The following is a 15,843-nucleotide window of genomic DNA, read 5'->3' on the forward strand; positions in this document are numbered from 1 at the left end:
AAAATTATGAAAAAATATTTGATAGGAGGAATACTTACTATTCTTTTGGTTGCATGTGCAACAAATCCAATTACAGGAAAACAAAATTTAAATTTTGTTTCAAACAGCGAATTGTTCCCGTCTTCTTTTCAGCAGTATAATCAGTTTTTGACTGAAAATAAAGTTATTACAGGTACGGCTGATGCCAAAAGAGTAGATGTTGTGGGATCCAGAATTAAAGCTGCTGCAGAGAAATACCTGAAATTTTTAGGACAGGGTCAATATTTACAGGATTATCGCTGGGAATATAAACTGGTAGATAATAAAGAAGTTAATGCCTGGTGTTTGCCCGGAGGAAAGATTGTGGTTTATTCGGGAATTTTGCCGATAACCCAGAATGATGCCGGTTTGGCAACTGTTATGGGACATGAAGTTTCACATGCTTTAGCGAACCACGGTGCGCAAAGAATGAGTGCTGCACAATTGCAACAAATTGGAGGTGTGGCTTTAGGAGCCGCTACAAGTGGGAAATCTGAGCAGACACAACAAATATTTTCACAAGCTTACGGACTTGGTACAGAGGTGGGTGTAATGCTTCCATTTAGCAGGGGCAATGAAACTGAAGCCGATAAAATAGGATTGACTCTGATGGCAATTGCAGGTTATAATCCCGACGATGCTGTTGCATTCTGGAGCAGAATGTCTGCCAAATCCGGAGGAGGATCAACACCTGAATTTATGAGTACGCACCCGTCAGATGCTACAAGGATTGCGAATATAAAATCATTAATTCCTGAAGCAAAAGCAACCGCGCTTAAAGTTGGAGTTATAAAATAAAAATATTTTACATAGTAGAAGGAGAGATTGTTTTTATTAAAAGCAATCTCTCCTTTTTTATATTGTTTAGCCTCAATATTCAGTCTCAGTATTCAGTCTCAGTTGAAACCTGAAAACTGAAAACTGCAACTGCGACTGCAGACATAAAAAAAATCAAGTTCTTAATACTGTAATAATGAATTCTTAATAAAAATTAGATAAATTCGTAGCTTAATTAACCGAACCATTTCTATGAGAAAATTACAAAAAGGAGATAAAAAATTGCTAAACGCCTGGGCGTTTTATGATTGGGCCAATTCTGTTTATACTTTGACCATTGCATCAGCAGTATTTCCGATTTTTTATGAAGCTTTATTTTCCGAACGTGATCACTACATTGATGTTTTCGGAATGCATTTAAAAAATTCTGCTTTAATAAGTTTTATAACTGCTGCAGCATTTTTAGTGGTTTCGTTTATTTCTCCTTTATTATCCGGAATTGCCGATTATGTGGGAAACAAGAAATCATTCATGAAGTTCTTTTGCTACGTAGGTGCTTTATCCTGTATGGGCTTGTACTGGTTTGATCTGACGGATATATATGTTGGATTATTATTTTACTTCTTAGGATTGATAGGATATTGGGGCAGTCTGGTTTTTTATAATTCTTACCTTCCGGATATTGCTTTTCCGGAGCAGCAGGATAAAATTAGTGCCAAAGGATATTCATTAGGATATATCGGAAGCGTTATTCTCTTAATTATCAATCTGGCGATGATTATGAAGCCAAAGCTTTTTGGAATTACCGGAACTGATGGTGAAGCAGCAATGAAAGCCATGCGATATTCGTTTATAATGGTGGGCGTGTGGTGGATATTATTCAGTCAGTATACCTATTATTATTTACCAAAAGGAAGTAAGGAAACAGGGCAAAAATTAACTAAAAATGTGCTCTTTAACGGTTTTAAGGAGCTAAAGAAGGTTTGGGCTTTATTAAAAGAAAATATTGCGTTAAAACGTTATTTAGGAAGTTTCTTTGTTTCCAGTATGGCTGTACAGACTGTGATGTTGGTGGCTACTTACTTTGGAGCACAGGAAATTCAATGGGCTTCGAAAGAAGAAAGTACTATTGGTCTGATTATTTGTATTTTATTAATACAGTTGGTGGCTGTTTTGGGAGCTTTTTTAACGTCAAGAGCTTCAGATAAATGGGGCAATATTCCAACCTTAGTAGTGATTAATATAATATGGGCCGTATTTTGCGGACTTGCCTATTTTATCACCTTACCGATGCATTTTTACGCGATGGCTACTATGGCCGGGCTTGTAATGGGCGGAATTCAGGCATTATCACGTTCTACCTATTCTAAATTACTGCCTGAAACAGAAGATACGGCTTCGTTTTTTAGTTTCTATGATGTAGCCGAAAAAATTGGAATTGTAATCGGAATGTGCGTTTACGGAATTATAGATCAGATTACCGGCAGCCCGCGTGCAGCTATTGTAATTTTAGGAATTTTCTTCGTAACAGCTATTTTTCTGTTAAGAAGAATACCTAAAAACGCCACTTCAAAATAATAAAAATTAAATTTTATTTAAATGCCCTGATAGATAATTTGCTTATCTGTCAGGGTATTAATTTTTGTAAACATTTGTTTTACATTTTTATTTTTTGGATTTAAATCCAGTGATCTTCTAACTTTTAAGCTTTCGAAATATTTCCTGACCCACTCACTTTGGTATCTTTTGTTTTTGGATCACCAATGTACTGAATGTCACCAGAGCCGGATACTCTTGCCTTTAGGTTTTCACTGCAAAATACCTTACCGTCGCCTGAACCCGAGATCGTGATATCTACATTTTTAGCTTTTAATGAAGCGGCATCAATATCACCTGAACCGGATAGTTTTGTTGTTAAACTTCCTGTATTTCCTTTTAAAACAATATCTCCGGAACCACTCACCGCAAGATCAAAGGTAGTGGCATCAACATTCAGGTCTAAATCGCCGGAGCCTGCTAATGCTGCCGAAAATGAATCCGATTTTATAATGCTTTTTGATCGGATGTCACCCGAACCGGCAAGTGAAACATTCGATATTTTTTCAAAAGGTACCGTAATCTGAATTGTTTTACCGCTGCTTGGACTTATGCTTGCATTTTTCTCAGTGTAAATTTTAAGAACGTTGCCTTCTACTTCCACTTTAATATAGCTTTGTAGATTTTCTTCGGCTTTCACAGTGATAGCTCCTTCTTTACCGGAAACTAAATCAACATCAAAGAAACCGGATACTTTAATCTTGTCATAATCGGCAGTCGACCGATTATTGGTTACCACTTTACCATTTCCTTTTATTCGGTTTTTAGACCACTGGGCATTGGCTGCCGTGCTTAAAAGAAATATACTGCAAATTAATAGTTTGATTGACTTTTTCATTTTTTGATTGATTTTAAGATTATTGTTTTTTGATTAATGTTACATTTCCGTAATTCGAAGTAATAATTACTTTGTTCTGACCTTTTTTCTTATTGTATCCGCTTATTCTTTTGCTGGCATTTTTGCTTTCGTTAACGGAAACATCCAGCGAATTGTCACTTTTTATACTTCCGTATTTAGTGTTAATGTCGAAATCAAAAGAATAGTTTGTATTATAACCCAAGGACACGTCTGAATAACCGGAGGTAACATTGATATTGTTGGCCTTCTCGCTTATGATCCCTACATTTAGTTTGCTGTAATTGAGATCGGCACTTAATGTATTGGAAATCTCTGCGATAGTAACAGTAAGATAATCACCTGTTCCTGTAACTGAAGCTGTTTTTTGAAATTTAAATGTTCCGTAATTACAGTCGTATTTTATATTCTGACTGTCACCCACAACAAGATCTGTGTAATTGGTATCCAGATTGATTTTACCGGCATCTGCAATTCGTAAACCGGAATATCGCGCTTCAATATTACCACTTTTAATGTATTCAATGTTGGAATTCTGGCAATACTCGATATGAACTGAATTTGTGTTTCCGTTGAGTCTTCCAAGGTTTATCTTGCCGTATTTGCAGAAGATCTCACTGGTTGAAGCTAAATCGCCTGTCATGATATTTCCGTATTTATTACTGAGTTTTACAGTTCCGTTTCTCGGAATTTTAATCACATAGTTAATTTCAAAACTGTTGCTGCTCCCTTTACTTTTTACAGAAGAATTTCCGGTGGAAGTAATGGCGGTAACCATTGATTTTAAGGCAGTAATGTCAACATCGATGCTGTTGAGTCTTTCGTTTACCCAGTTTTCATTTCCTCCGGTTACTTTTATGGTAATGTCAAGGTCAATTTTGTCTTCATCCCAGGTTGATACTGAAATATTTCCGTATCGGTTATCAATATCAATTCCTGCATTCGAATTAACGATATAAGTCTTTTTTATCGTTTTTTGTTTTGAAATAAAAGTATCATCATTTGCAAATCCCAAAAATGGAATCAAAATGAATAAAATCAGTAGGTTATAATGTTTTTTCATGTGTAGTGTTTTTTAGATTTTCGTTTTCTTCAATTCTTTGTAAAACGGTCTGCAAAAACGAGATTCTCGTTTGCAGATTGCTGATCATGGCATAAATGATTTGTTTGTTTTCGCCATTCTTTTGCAATTCATGAATAATTTTTTGGTAGTCGGCATCAAAGACTTTCATTTGTTTCAATGCATCATTAATTATCTGTTCGTTTTCCGGCGAACTTTTTTCTTTTAATTTCACCAATTCATTATCAATTAAAATATTGAAAATAGAATCAGTTCGTTTAGTTTCGTTCGATGCAAATTTGAATTCTTTTGGTTTTTGACTATTATTATAAAAAACAGATATTCCCAGCAACAAGACTATCGAAGCAGCAATTCCCCAAACAGCATAATAATTTTTTTTAGGTTTCTTTTTGTTATTTAATTTATTCAGGAAGTCAAGCTGATGGTCGGGATTCACCTCTTCGACATCCCATTGATTCTCAAATTTCTTAAACAACTGATCTAAGTTTTCATTTTCCTTTTTCATATATCCAGATTTTATTTTTTAAAGGTGATACAGGATATCGCCTCTTTATTTATTGTTGTTTGTCTGCACTAACAGATTTTTAGTGGCGATTTCATATTTCCTCTAATTTTTTTCGCAGGCTTTCTTTTGCTCTGCTCAATGTTGTTCTACAGTTGGCATAGGTAATATTCAGAATTTCGCTGATTTCTTCCTGATCATAACCTTCAATATAAAAGAGGGTTAGGACCATACGATAGTTATCTTTTAATCCTGAAATGGTATCTAAGACTTGTTTCACCTTAAGTGAATTCAGATCTATATTTTCAGAAAAAAAGCTGTCATTTTCCTCTGTTTTATATAAAGTCTTACTCAAATCTTCTACCTGAAAAGCATTATTCTTTTTATAAAAGTCAATACTGTAATTGACAATTATTTTTTTCAACCACGCCCCAAAAGCAACTTCCTGCCTGTAGTCGTTTATTTTTGTAAAAGCTTTCAAAAAACCTTCCTGCATGACGTCTTGTGCAAAATGTTCGTCTTTTACAATTCTGTAAGCCACATTGTACATGGCTTTACAGTACCGATTGTAAACTTCGAATTGTGCTTTTTGATTATTCTCTTTACAAAGCGCGATTAATTCTTCGATATTTTGGTTTGTTATATTCAAGTATTGGTTGCTGGTTTTTTATAAGGACGTGGCTTTTTTTGGTTTGTTACAGTTGGAATAAAATTAATTGTATTTTTTTTGAAAATAATTCGTTTCTTGATATTAATTGACTTCATGACTAAATTTCAAAACTTTCTTTTTTGCTTTTGGCACAATGATTGTCTATTTTTACGACCTATCATGTAAATGAAATATTTAAGTTGTTTTTATGAAAAAGCATCTGAGAAAAAGATCGATTTACTGCTAGGTTTAAAAATTTAATGACAAAACGACTTATATATTATTATGTCAAACCATAAAATACTTACTATTGACAATCTGTCACTTCAGGAATTTGACTCAGAAGCAGAATTAATTCCATTATTAACTCCGGAAGACGAAGAAGAAATGAATAATGAAGAGCTTCCGCTTTCATTACCTATTTTACCTTTACGCAATACTGTTTTATTTCCGGGTGTTGTAATTCCGATATCGGCAGGACGGGATAAATCCATAAAGCTTATTAATGATGCAAATGCTGCTGGAAAAATAATTGGTGTAGTTTCTCAGATTAATGAAGAAGATGAAGATCCGTCTAAAGATGATATTCATAAAATAGGAACTGTAGCCCGAATCCTGCGTGTTTTAAAAATGCCTGATGGGAATGTTACGGTTATTCTACAAGGAAAAAAACGTTTCGAAATTGATCATGTAGTTTCAGAAGAACCTTATATTACAGCCACTATAAAAGAAGTAACAGAAGAACGTCCGGATGAAAATGATACGGAATTCACGGCTATTTTAGATTCTGTGAAAGAACTGGCTATTCAGATCATTAAAGAAAGTCCTAATATTCCTTCAGAAGCCACTTTTGCGATTAAAAATATTGAGAGCCAATCGTTTCTAATCAACTTTGTTTCTTCCAATATGAATTTATCGGTAAAGGAAAAACAAGGCTTACTTTCGATAAATGGCTTAAAAGAAAGAGCCCTTGAAACTTTGCGTTATATGAACGTGGAGTTGCAAAAACTGGAATTAAAAAATGACATTCAGTCAAAAGTTCGTTTTGATTTAGACCAGCAGCAACGTGAATATTTCCTTCACCAGCAAATGAAAACCATTCAGGAAGAATTGGGAGGCGTTTCGCAGGAAGAGGAAATGGATGAAATGGGGCAGAAGGCGAAAACGAAAAAGTGGGACGAAAAAACGCAGAGACATTTCGAAAAAGAATTGTCTAAAATGCGCAGGATGAATCCGCAATCTCCTGATTTCGGAATTCAGCGTAACTATTTAGAGTTATTTTTGGAATTGCCGTGGGGTGAATATTCCAAAGATAAATTTGATTTAAAACATGCCCAGAAAATATTAGACAAAGATCATTTCGGACTTGAAGAAGTGAAGAAAAGAATGGTGGAACATCTGGCTGTTCTGAAACTTCGTAACGATATGAAATCGCCGATTATTTGTTTGACAGGGCCTCCGGGTGTTGGTAAAACCTCTATCGGACGTTCTGTTGCAGAAGCTTTAGGACGTGAATATGTACGTATTTCATTGGGTGGTCTGCGTGATGAAGCAGAAATCAGAGGACACAGAAAAACCTATATTGGTGCGATGCCGGGAAGAATTATCCAGAGCCTGAAAAAGGCCGGAACATCAAATCCGGTTTTTATTTTAGATGAAATCGATAAACTTTCAAGCGGAAATAGTGGTGATCCTTCTTCCGCTTTACTGGAAGTGTTGGATCCGGAGCAAAACAGTGCTTTCTACGATAATTTCCTGGAGATGGGATATGATTTATCTAAAGTGATGTTTATCGCGACTTCAAATAATATGGCTGCCATTCAGCCCGCGTTACGTGACAGAATGGAAGTTATTAAGATGTCAGGTTATACTATCGAAGAAAAAGTAGAAATTGCCAAAAGACACCTTTTTCCAAAACAATTGGAAGCGCATGGTTTAACTTCCAAAGATCTGACCATTGGTAAAAGACAATTAGAAAAAATTGTAGAAGGTTATACACGTGAATCAGGGGTTCGTAATCTGGAAACTAAAATTGCTCAGGTCATTCGTAATGCTGCAAAAGCAGTAGCTATGGAAGAAGAGTATAATAAAAAAGTGACGGATGAAGACATCCTGACCGTTTTGGGTGTACCAAGACTGGAGCGTGATAAATACGAAAATAACGATGTAGCCGGAGTAGTTACAGGTTTAGCCTGGACGAGTGTTGGCGGGGATATTTTATTTATAGAGTCGTTAATTTCGGAAGGAAAAGGTTCTTTGAGCATTACAGGAAATTTAGGCACTGTAATGAAAGAATCGGCTACCATTGCTTTAGAATACATAAAAGCAAATGCTAAGAAATTAGGTCTAAGTGTAGAATTGTTCCAAAAATATAATATTCACCTGCACGTTCCCGAAGGTGCAACGCCAAAAGACGGTCCAAGCGCCGGAATTGCAATGCTGACTTCACTGGTTTCTTTATTAACACAAAAGAAAGTAAAGAAAAGCCTGGCAATGACTGGAGAAATTACCCTTCGCGGGAAAGTTTTACCGGTTGGCGGAATCAAGGAAAAAATCCTGGCAGCGAAAAGAGCTAATATCAAAGAAATCATTTTATGTCACGAAAACAAAAGTGATATTGATGAAATTAAAGCTGAATATCTGGAAGGGCTTACCTTTCATTATGTGAAAGAAATGAGTGAAGTTCTTGCTTTGGCTTTAACGGATCAAAATGCCAAAAACGCTAAAATATTAAAATAAATTTGAAATTTAAAAATCCGGATTCCAGATCGAAATGTTCGATTTGGAATCTGGATTTTTTTTAGTCATAATATTTATTTTATAAGTTATATAATTTTATCTTCGCATTTGCGTTATTCCCATATAGGAACGCCTTGAAAAGCATGTTAAAACGACCTGTTTTATTTTTAATGTTATTGATTTGTTCGTTTTCTTTCGGACAAATTGGAGGTCGTCACACCTATCAGTTTCTTAATTTAACAACTTCACCCAGACAGGCAGCGTTAGGTGGAAATACAATAACGATTTATGATGAAGATGTCAATCAGGTTATGTTTAATCCAGCAACTTTAAACGAGGATATGGATAATCACCTGGCTATGAATTACGGAAGTTATTATGGGGACGCGTCTTACGGAACTGCTTCATATGCTTATACTTATGATAGACATGTTCAGACTTTCTATGCCGGGGTAAGCTATATAAACTACGGTACATTTGATGGTTATGATGAAAATGGTCAGGCCACTTCAGAGTTTACAGGCAGTGAAGGCGCACTTTCATTGGGTTATGCCTATAATGTTCCTTATACAGATATTCATTTTGGAGCGAATGTGAAGTTAATAACTTCAACGTTAGAAAGTTATAATTCTATTGGAGGAGCAATTGATTTGGGTTTTTTGTATATAATTGAAAAAAATGATTTAAATTTGGCGCTGGTAATTCGCAATATTGGAACACAGTTCACAACCTATTCAGGAATACAGGAGAATTTACCTCTTGAAATCATTGCAGGAATGTCACAAGAATTAGAACACGTGCCGCTTCGCTGGCATCTTTCTTTAGAAAATTTGCAACAATGGAATGTTTCATTCTCGAATCCTGTTCGCGGAGAAACTAATATTGATGGAACTACTAAAGAAGAAAAAGTTTCGTTCGTAAACAATGCTTTACGACATGTAGTTGTAGGAGTAGAGCTTTTTCCAAAAAAAGCATTTAACATCAGAATGGGTTATAATTTTAGAAGAGGTGAAGAATTGAGAGTGGAAGAACAGCGTAATTTTTCAGGGGTTTCCTTAGGATTTGGTTTAAAAATGAATCGATTGAAATTCAATTATTCATATTCAAAATATACTTTAGCGGCTAATACGAGTCTTTTTGGACTAATCTTAAACTTTCAATAGGTAATTTTATGAAACTATTTTATTTAATCCTTTTTGTTACTGCAGGTTTTTTTAACACCTCAAAAGTTAATTTCGAAGACGAAACCCTTACTACTGCTGATGTCGAAAGGATAAATTTTCACATTAGCGAAATAAAAGAAAAGATTGGAGCTGGTTCCAATTACAATGGAAAAATTGCTTTTTTAGTTGATATGAAAATCAAATCAGGTAAAAACCGCTTTTTTGTTTATGATTTGGAAAATGATAAAATTCTCGATCAGGGACTTGTAGCTCACGGATCAGGATCGGAAACCGGAGTTGGCGGAGAATTAAAATTTAGTAATGTACCGCAATCTAAAGCTACGGCTCTGGGAAGGTATTCTATAGAAAAATGTTATAAAGGAATGTTTGGTAAAGCTTACAAATTAGCTGGTCTGGACGAGACGAACAGTAACGCTCTTAAAAGATCTATTGTGCTGCATAAATATTCAGCTGTTCCGGAAGGTGAACAGGATCATTATATCTCACGCAGCCAGGGCTGTCCAATGGTTAGTGAAGCTTTCTTTAAAAGAATAGAAAAAATAATAGACACTTCTAAGTCAAAAATCATCTTAGATATCTACTATTAAAAATACCCGCATCTTATTATAAATTTATAAAATCAAAAGATTATTTTGAAAAAAATAACCATTGCAATCGACGGATTTTCGTCAACAGGAAAGAGTACTTTAGCAAAACAGTTGGCAAAAGAATTAGAATACGTATACGTCGATACAGGAGCAATGTACAGAGCCGTAGCTTTATTTGCAATGCAAAATCAGTTCATAGGGCCTGATTCTTTTAATACAAAAGGTCTTGTCGATTCCCTTCCAAAAATTCAATTAGAGTTTAAATTCAATGCAGAACTGGGTTTTGCAGAAATGTACCTGAATGGCGAAAATGTTGAAAAACAAATCAGAACTATTGAGGTGTCCAACTATGTAAGCAAAGTGGCAGAAGTTTCGGAGGTACGTTCGAAGTTAGTAGAGCAGCAGCAAGCTATGGGAAAAAACAAAGCTATAGTCATGGATGGTAGAGATATCGGAACTGTAGTTTTTCCAAATGCGGAATTGAAAATTTTTATGACTGCAAGTGCAGAAACCCGTGCACAAAGACGTTTTGATGAATTACAGGAAAAAGGGGATGATGTTTCTTATGAGGATGTTTTGAAAAATGTTGTAGAGAGAGATCATATAGATACACACCGTGCAGATTCTCCTTTGGTCATTGCCGACGATGCCATCGAAATAGATAATTCTTACCTGAGTCGCGAAGAACAGTTCTCAGCTGTTTTGGAATTAATAAACGACGTTGTTAAAACCGCTTAATTTTTTGCAGATATCATTTTTAATGGTAGTTTTACCGCTTCATTTATTTAAAAAGACAATTTCATCATATGGGAATTAAAAACAGGTTGATTATAATGAGCTTTCTTCAATTTTTTGTTTGGGGAGCCTGGCTTATAACAATTGGAAATTATTGGTTTGGAACTAAAAATTGGGAAGGAACCCAGTTTGGTCTTGTTTTCGGAACCATGGGAATTGCTTCTTTATTCATGCCTACTCTTACGGGAATTATTGCTGACAGATGGGTAAATGCTGAAAAATTATATGCCTTATTGCATATACTTTATGCGGTAGTTTTATTTGCCATTGCACAAGTTACTACACCGGATAATTTTATATATGTAATGTTTGTGGCAATGTGTTGCTATATGCCAACAATTGCGTTGAGTAACTCAATTTCGTATACTTCGCTAAAACTGAACAATAAAAACATAGTAAAAGACTTTCCGCCAATTCGCGTTTGGGGAACAATTGGTTTTATCGCAGCGATGTGGATTACCAATTTAAGCGGAAGTAAGGCAACTGAATACCAGTTTTATATTGCCGGAGTGGGTGCGTTAATTCTGGGAATTTACGCTTTCACATTACCGAAATGTGAGCCACAGCGTCTGACTAAAGAGGATGCTTCGTTAGTGGAAACATTAGGATTAGAAGCTTTTAAGTTATTTGGAAATTATAAAATGGCTTTGTTTTTTGTCTTCTCTATGTTTTTGGGAGGCGCATTGCAATTGACAAATGCTTACGGAGATGTATTCTTAGATGAATTCAAACATTTTCCAAAATATGCAGATTCTTTTGTCATTCAATATTCGACGATCATTATGTCGATTTCCCAGGTTTCTGAAACTTTATTTATTTTGGCGATTCCTTTTTTCTTAAGACGTTTCGGAATCAAACAAGTAATGCTGATTAGTATGCTGGCCTGGGTATTGCGTTTTGGATTGTTTGCTTTTGGAGATCCTGTTGGTGGCTTATGGATGATTATTATGTCTTGTATCGTTTACGGAATGGCATTTGATTTCTTTAATATTTCAGGTTCGTTATTTGTAGAAAGCAATACCGATTCTAAAATTCGTTCCTCGGCACAAGGATTGTTTATGATGATGACTAATGGTGTAGGAGCTGTTTTAGGAAGTTTAACTTCCGGTTGGGCAATTGATCGTTTCTTTACGAAATCATTTAACAATACTACTGAATTAGCCGGGTTTTTGCAAACCGGTACCACAAATTCCAGAATGTTGGAATTCGTAAAAGCACAAGGAAATACAGTCTCAACTGATGGAATTTTTACAAATCCAATTTTAATGAAAGACTGGCATACGATTTGGTTGTCGTTTTCAGCTTATGCTTTGGTTATCGCAATTGCTTTTGCTATTTTGTTTAAGCATAAACATGATCCGAAGGAAATAGAAAATTTAAGTCATTAATGATTTTATGAAATATTTAAAAAACCGTTTTCAGTTCATTGGAAACGGTTTTTTTATGTTCCGATTGAGCCAATTTTATATTGCTAATCCAGTCAGTTTTTTTAAGGACGAAACAGGAAAGTTTGATAGTTGCGTAAAGAAATATTAAAATTCATTTCTTAATAAGCCTGCTATTTTCTTCTGTTTTTGCCAGTTATATGCAATAACATACCATTTATTACGGGACTAAATCAGTTATTGTTTTGGGTTAATTATTTGAAAATCAATTAGATATTTTTGTATCGGATTTAACGGTTAAATCCTTAAAAAGATACAAAACAATGAAGAGGATAATTTTCTATTTCCTGTTATTGATTCCTTTCATAGCACTGTGCCAGACGAGCAGCAGCAAACAATTGTCCGATGTATCATCACGTTTCGATGAAATTTGTAAAAATGAAGAAATTATGATTCCGAGAGCAACACTAAAAAACAGGTCTGATAAGCCCATGATTGTAGATCAGAACACCAAATTTATATTGGTTTTTAATACTGTAAAAGGAGCAGGGATTTCACCGGGTTACTATTACTGGTATAAAAATAAATGGAATGATTTGAAAAATCTGACAGAAGAAAACGGCGTACCGAGAGCGAATGGCCAGACAGGAGATCTTTTTATGGATTTTTCTACCAGAGAAGTTTATTTTTATAACGGAACGATATGGCTTACCATGACAACACATAATAAAACGCTGACCGAATCAGTATTTGAAAACAGCAGCAGTATTTTAACGTATAAGGATAAGACAGGAGAAAAGATTGAAATTAATCTTTCTCAACTTGTGCCTAATTTCGAAAAGCCCAGAACTATTTCGCTAAATGCAACAAAGGAAATCCTTAATTATATTGATAATGACGGAAGATTAACGGTTTTGAAATTGGACATATTACTTGCAAAAAGTAAAAATAAAAATGTAACTGCAGCGTTTTGAGTCAACCAGACTCATTTTTGATACTCCCTACACGTTTAAAAACCTGTAGGGTTTATTTTTAAGATGCGCTTGAAATCTGTAAATCCAAGGATCAAAATAATGATTTGATAATCATTTGTAATTGTTTTGCTATTACAAATAAATGTATTAATTTTGCAAACCTTTTGGCAGAGAAGAGTTTCCATTAGGTATCAACTATTTATGTAAAACAACTTCTGTTTTTTCTATCGCTTTGAGAAACTCAAGAAAAACAGAATACAAATTTTTTATCAGCATGTCTGAACAATTAAAATCACAAGAAGAGTTTTTAGCAAATTTTAACTGGCATAACTTCGAAGAAGGTATCGATGCAGTAGATGAGAAAAACTTACAGGAATTCGAAGACTTAGTATCAAAAACTTTTATCGCTACAGATCAGGAAGAAGTTGTTGAGGGAATAGTTGTTAGAATTACAGATAGAGACGTTATCGTTGATATCAACGCAAAATCGGAAGGTGTTATTTCTTTAAACGAATTCCGTTACAACCCGGCATTAAAAGTAGGTGACAAAGTAGAAGTATTAATCGACATCCGTGAGGATAAAACAGGTCAGTTAGTATTATCTCACAGAAAAGCACGTACTATCAAATCATGGGATAGAGTTATTTCTGCAAATGAAACAGGAGAAATCGTTAATGGTTTTGTAAAATGCAGAACTAAAGGTGGTATGATCGTTGACGTTTTCGGAATTGAAGCTTTCTTACCTGGTTCTCAAATTGATGTTAAGCCAATTAGAGACTACGATGTATATGTAAACAAAATGATGGAATTCAAAGTGGTAAAAATTAACCACGAATTCAAAAACGTTGTTGTATCTCATAAAGCGCTTATCGAAGCTGATATCGAAGTACAGAAAAAAGAAATCATCGGTCAATTACAAAAAGGACAAGTATTAGAAGGTGTTGTTAAAAACATTACTTCTTATGGTGTGTTTATTGACTTAGGTGGTGTTGATGGATTAATTCACATTACTGACCTTTCTTGGAGCCGTATTAACCACCCAAGTGAAGTTCTTGAATTAGACCAAAAATTAAACGTTGTAATCCTTGATTTCGATGATGAGAAAACAAGAATTCAATTAGGATTGAAACAATTAAACGCTCACCCATGGGATGCTTTAGATGCTAATTTAACTATTGGTGATAAAGTAAAAGGTAAAGTAGTTGTAATCGCTGATTACGGTGCATTTATCGAAGTTGCTGAAGGTGTTGAAGGTTTAATCCACGTTTCTGAAATGTCATGGTCTACTCATTTACGTTCTGCTCAGGATTTCGTAAAAGTTGGAGATGTTGTTGAAGCTGTTATCTTAACTTTAGACAGAGATGACCGTAAAATGTCATTAGGTATCAAACAACTGACTCAGGATCCATGGACTGATATTACTTCTAAATACCCGGTAGGTTCTAAACATACAGGTATCGTTAGAAACTTTACAAACTTTGGTATTTTCGTAGAATTAGAAGAAGGAATTGATGGATTAATCTACATTTCTGACCTTTCTTGGACTAAGAAAATCAAACACCCATCTGAGTTTGTAAATGTTGGTGAAAAACTTGATGTAGTAGTATTAGAATTAGATGTTGAAGGACGTAAATTATCTTTAGGTCACAAACAAACTACTGCTAATCCTTGGGATCAATACGAAGATTCTTTCGCTGTAGGAACTATCCATAATGGTGAAATTTCTGAAATCGTTGACAAAGGCGCTACTGTAGAATTCGGAGATGATATCGTTGCTTTCATTCCTACTCGTCACCTTGAAAAAGAAGACGGAAAGAAATTGAAAAAAGGTGATACTGCTGATTTCAAAGTAATCGAATTCAACAAAGAATTCAAAAGAGTAGTAGCTTCTCACACTGCTATCTTCCGTGAAGAAGAAGAGAAAAACGTGAAAGCTGCAACTGAAAATACTTCATCTAACTCTACTACAAATGCACCAGCTGCAACTTTAGGAGATAACAATGATGTATTAGCTGCATTAAAAGCTAAAATGGAAAAAACGGAGAAAAAATAATTCTTAGTTTCCTTTAAATAGAAAGTCCCACAGTAATGTGGGACTTTTTTTTGTTTACATAATTTTGATTCAGGTTCTCAGAAAGAACTTTTATCTGGACGCCAACAGTTTAGATTCTTCCGGAGAAAACTCATTAACAATTGTATAGGTGTCAATTTTAGCAATTGCCATTTCATCTAAAATATCAATTAAATTCTTAAAGTTGCATTTGTTACTTGGTTTTATGATTACAATCGCGCCTCTTCCGGATCGTCCTTTATAACTTGAATATTCAAATTCGTTTTTATTTCTCATTAAAAGCTCTTTACGAATTCCATTTTTACCATATTCTATTTCTCTAAGGGAGTATTGGGCTTGCTAAAATTCCCATATAAGAAACTAATTTATTATTTTCACCCAGTAGTATTGTTATTGTTCGGTCTTCACCACAGCCACGGCCCAAAGACCACAAGTCCAACCATTGTCAGGCAAACTTAAATCAATACCTTTTGGTTTTGACAATTCAATTGTAACCATAAAAAAGATGATTAATAAAAAAGAAACACTAACCATCGCGGTAAAATCAACTCGTGTATTTAACTTTTTACTTCTTACTTTTTTCGGGAGATTTTGCATAAATAAAAGTTTTATAAGTTTAGAAAATAGTT

15 protein-coding genes are annotated in these 15,843 nt (G+C 34.7%); 9 read left to right on the top strand and 6 right to left on the bottom strand.

From position 1 onward, the window contains the following. The first annotated feature begins 6 nt into the window (after nucleotides 1-6). Both HAV12_RS11520 and HAV12_RS11525 read left to right on the top strand, forming a co-directional pair. Complete coding sequence (locus HAV12_RS11520; protein ID WP_171569791.1) at nucleotides 7-816, top strand: M48 family metallopeptidase; 810 nt, start codon at nucleotides 7-9, stop codon at nucleotides 814-816. Nucleotides 817-1,047: 231 nt separating this feature from the next. After that, nucleotides 1,048-2,373 (top strand): MFS transporter, encoded by a 1,326-nt coding sequence (locus HAV12_RS11525; RefSeq protein ID WP_171569792.1) that lies wholly within the window; start codon nucleotides 1,048-1,050, stop codon nucleotides 2,371-2,373. Between the two features lie 124 nt (nucleotides 2,374-2,497). On the opposite strand, the gene HAV12_RS11530 is transcribed toward HAV12_RS11525, so the two are convergent. The 4 genes from HAV12_RS11530 to HAV12_RS11545 all read right to left on the bottom strand — a co-directional run bounded on the left by HAV12_RS11530 (nucleotide 2,498) and on the right by HAV12_RS11545 (nucleotide 5,479). Further along, entirely contained in the window at nucleotides 2,498-3,229 is a 732-nt protein-coding gene (locus HAV12_RS11530; protein ID WP_171569793.1) for a head GIN domain-containing protein, read from the bottom strand. Between the two features lie 19 nt (nucleotides 3,230-3,248). Continuing rightward, nucleotides 3,249-4,310: a hypothetical protein gene (locus tag HAV12_RS11535; protein ID WP_171569794.1), complete on the bottom strand. Its 1,062-nt coding sequence runs from the start codon at nucleotides 4,308-4,310 to the stop codon at nucleotides 3,249-3,251. Then, the gene (locus HAV12_RS11540; RefSeq protein WP_171569795.1) at nucleotides 4,294-4,833 is read right to left on the bottom strand and encodes an anti-sigma factor; all 540 of its coding nucleotides are present in this window, start codon (nucleotides 4,831-4,833) and stop codon (nucleotides 4,294-4,296) included. The genes HAV12_RS11535 and HAV12_RS11540 overlap by 17 nt, the downstream gene beginning before the upstream one ends. A gap of 91 nt (nucleotides 4,834-4,924) precedes the next feature. Beyond that, nucleotides 4,925-5,479 (bottom strand): RNA polymerase sigma factor, encoded by a 555-nt coding sequence (locus HAV12_RS11545; protein ID WP_171569796.1) that lies wholly within the window; start codon nucleotides 5,477-5,479, stop codon nucleotides 4,925-4,927. Between the two features lie 285 nt (nucleotides 5,480-5,764). Here HAV12_RS11545 and lon point away from each other — a divergent pair, with 285 nt between their 5' ends. The 7 genes from lon to rpsA all read left to right on the top strand — a co-directional run bounded on the left by lon (nucleotide 5,765) and on the right by rpsA (nucleotide 15,196). Beyond that, the gene (gene lon / locus HAV12_RS11550; RefSeq protein ID WP_171569797.1) at nucleotides 5,765-8,218 is read left to right on the top strand and encodes an endopeptidase La; all 2,454 of its coding nucleotides are present in this window, start codon (nucleotides 5,765-5,767) and stop codon (nucleotides 8,216-8,218) included. 143 nt (nucleotides 8,219-8,361) lie between these two features. Beyond that, complete coding sequence (porQ, locus tag HAV12_RS11555) at nucleotides 8,362-9,381, top strand: type IX secretion system protein PorQ (protein WP_171569798.1); 1,020 nt, start codon at nucleotides 8,362-8,364, stop codon at nucleotides 9,379-9,381. A gap of 8 nt (nucleotides 9,382-9,389) precedes the next feature. Then, on the top strand, nucleotides 9,390-9,989 hold the full coding sequence (locus HAV12_RS11560; protein WP_171569799.1) for a murein L,D-transpeptidase catalytic domain-containing protein: 600 nt from the start codon (nucleotides 9,390-9,392) through the stop codon (nucleotides 9,987-9,989). Nucleotides 9,990-10,034: 45 nt separating this feature from the next. After that, the gene (gene cmk, locus HAV12_RS11565) at nucleotides 10,035-10,727 is read left to right on the top strand and encodes a (d)CMP kinase (RefSeq protein WP_171569800.1); all 693 of its coding nucleotides are present in this window, start codon (nucleotides 10,035-10,037) and stop codon (nucleotides 10,725-10,727) included. Nucleotides 10,728-10,795: 68 nt separating this feature from the next. Beyond that, nucleotides 10,796-12,172: a nucleoside permease gene (locus HAV12_RS11570; protein WP_171569801.1), complete on the top strand. Its 1,377-nt coding sequence runs from the start codon at nucleotides 10,796-10,798 to the stop codon at nucleotides 12,170-12,172. A gap of 320 nt (nucleotides 12,173-12,492) precedes the next feature. Further along, on the top strand, nucleotides 12,493-13,143 hold the full coding sequence (locus tag HAV12_RS11575) for a hypothetical protein (protein ID WP_205423308.1): 651 nt from the start codon (nucleotides 12,493-12,495) through the stop codon (nucleotides 13,141-13,143). A gap of 274 nt (nucleotides 13,144-13,417) precedes the next feature. Next, the gene (gene rpsA, locus HAV12_RS11580) at nucleotides 13,418-15,196 is read left to right on the top strand and encodes a 30S ribosomal protein S1 (RefSeq protein ID WP_171569803.1); all 1,779 of its coding nucleotides are present in this window, start codon (nucleotides 13,418-13,420) and stop codon (nucleotides 15,194-15,196) included. A 90-nt stretch (nucleotides 15,197-15,286) separates the two neighbouring features. Here rpsA and HAV12_RS23080 read toward each other — a convergent pair whose 3' ends face one another. Both HAV12_RS23080 and HAV12_RS23085 read right to left on the bottom strand, forming a co-directional pair. Further along, nucleotides 15,287-15,490, bottom strand: coding sequence for a hypothetical protein (locus HAV12_RS23080; protein ID WP_370528449.1), 204 nt, complete (start codon nucleotides 15,488-15,490; stop codon nucleotides 15,287-15,289). A 114-nt stretch (nucleotides 15,491-15,604) separates the two neighbouring features. Continuing rightward, a complete protein-coding gene (locus tag HAV12_RS23085) occupies nucleotides 15,605-15,811 on the bottom strand; it encodes an ExbD/TolR family protein (RefSeq protein WP_370528450.1) in 207 nt (68 codons plus the stop codon). Between the last annotated feature and the right edge of the window lie 32 nt (nucleotides 15,812-15,843).

Source organism: Flavobacterium sp. CLA17, assembly GCF_013112255.2.
In the GTDB taxonomy this organism is placed as follows: Bacteria; Bacteroidota; Bacteroidia; order Flavobacteriales; family Flavobacteriaceae; genus Flavobacterium; species Flavobacterium circumlabens.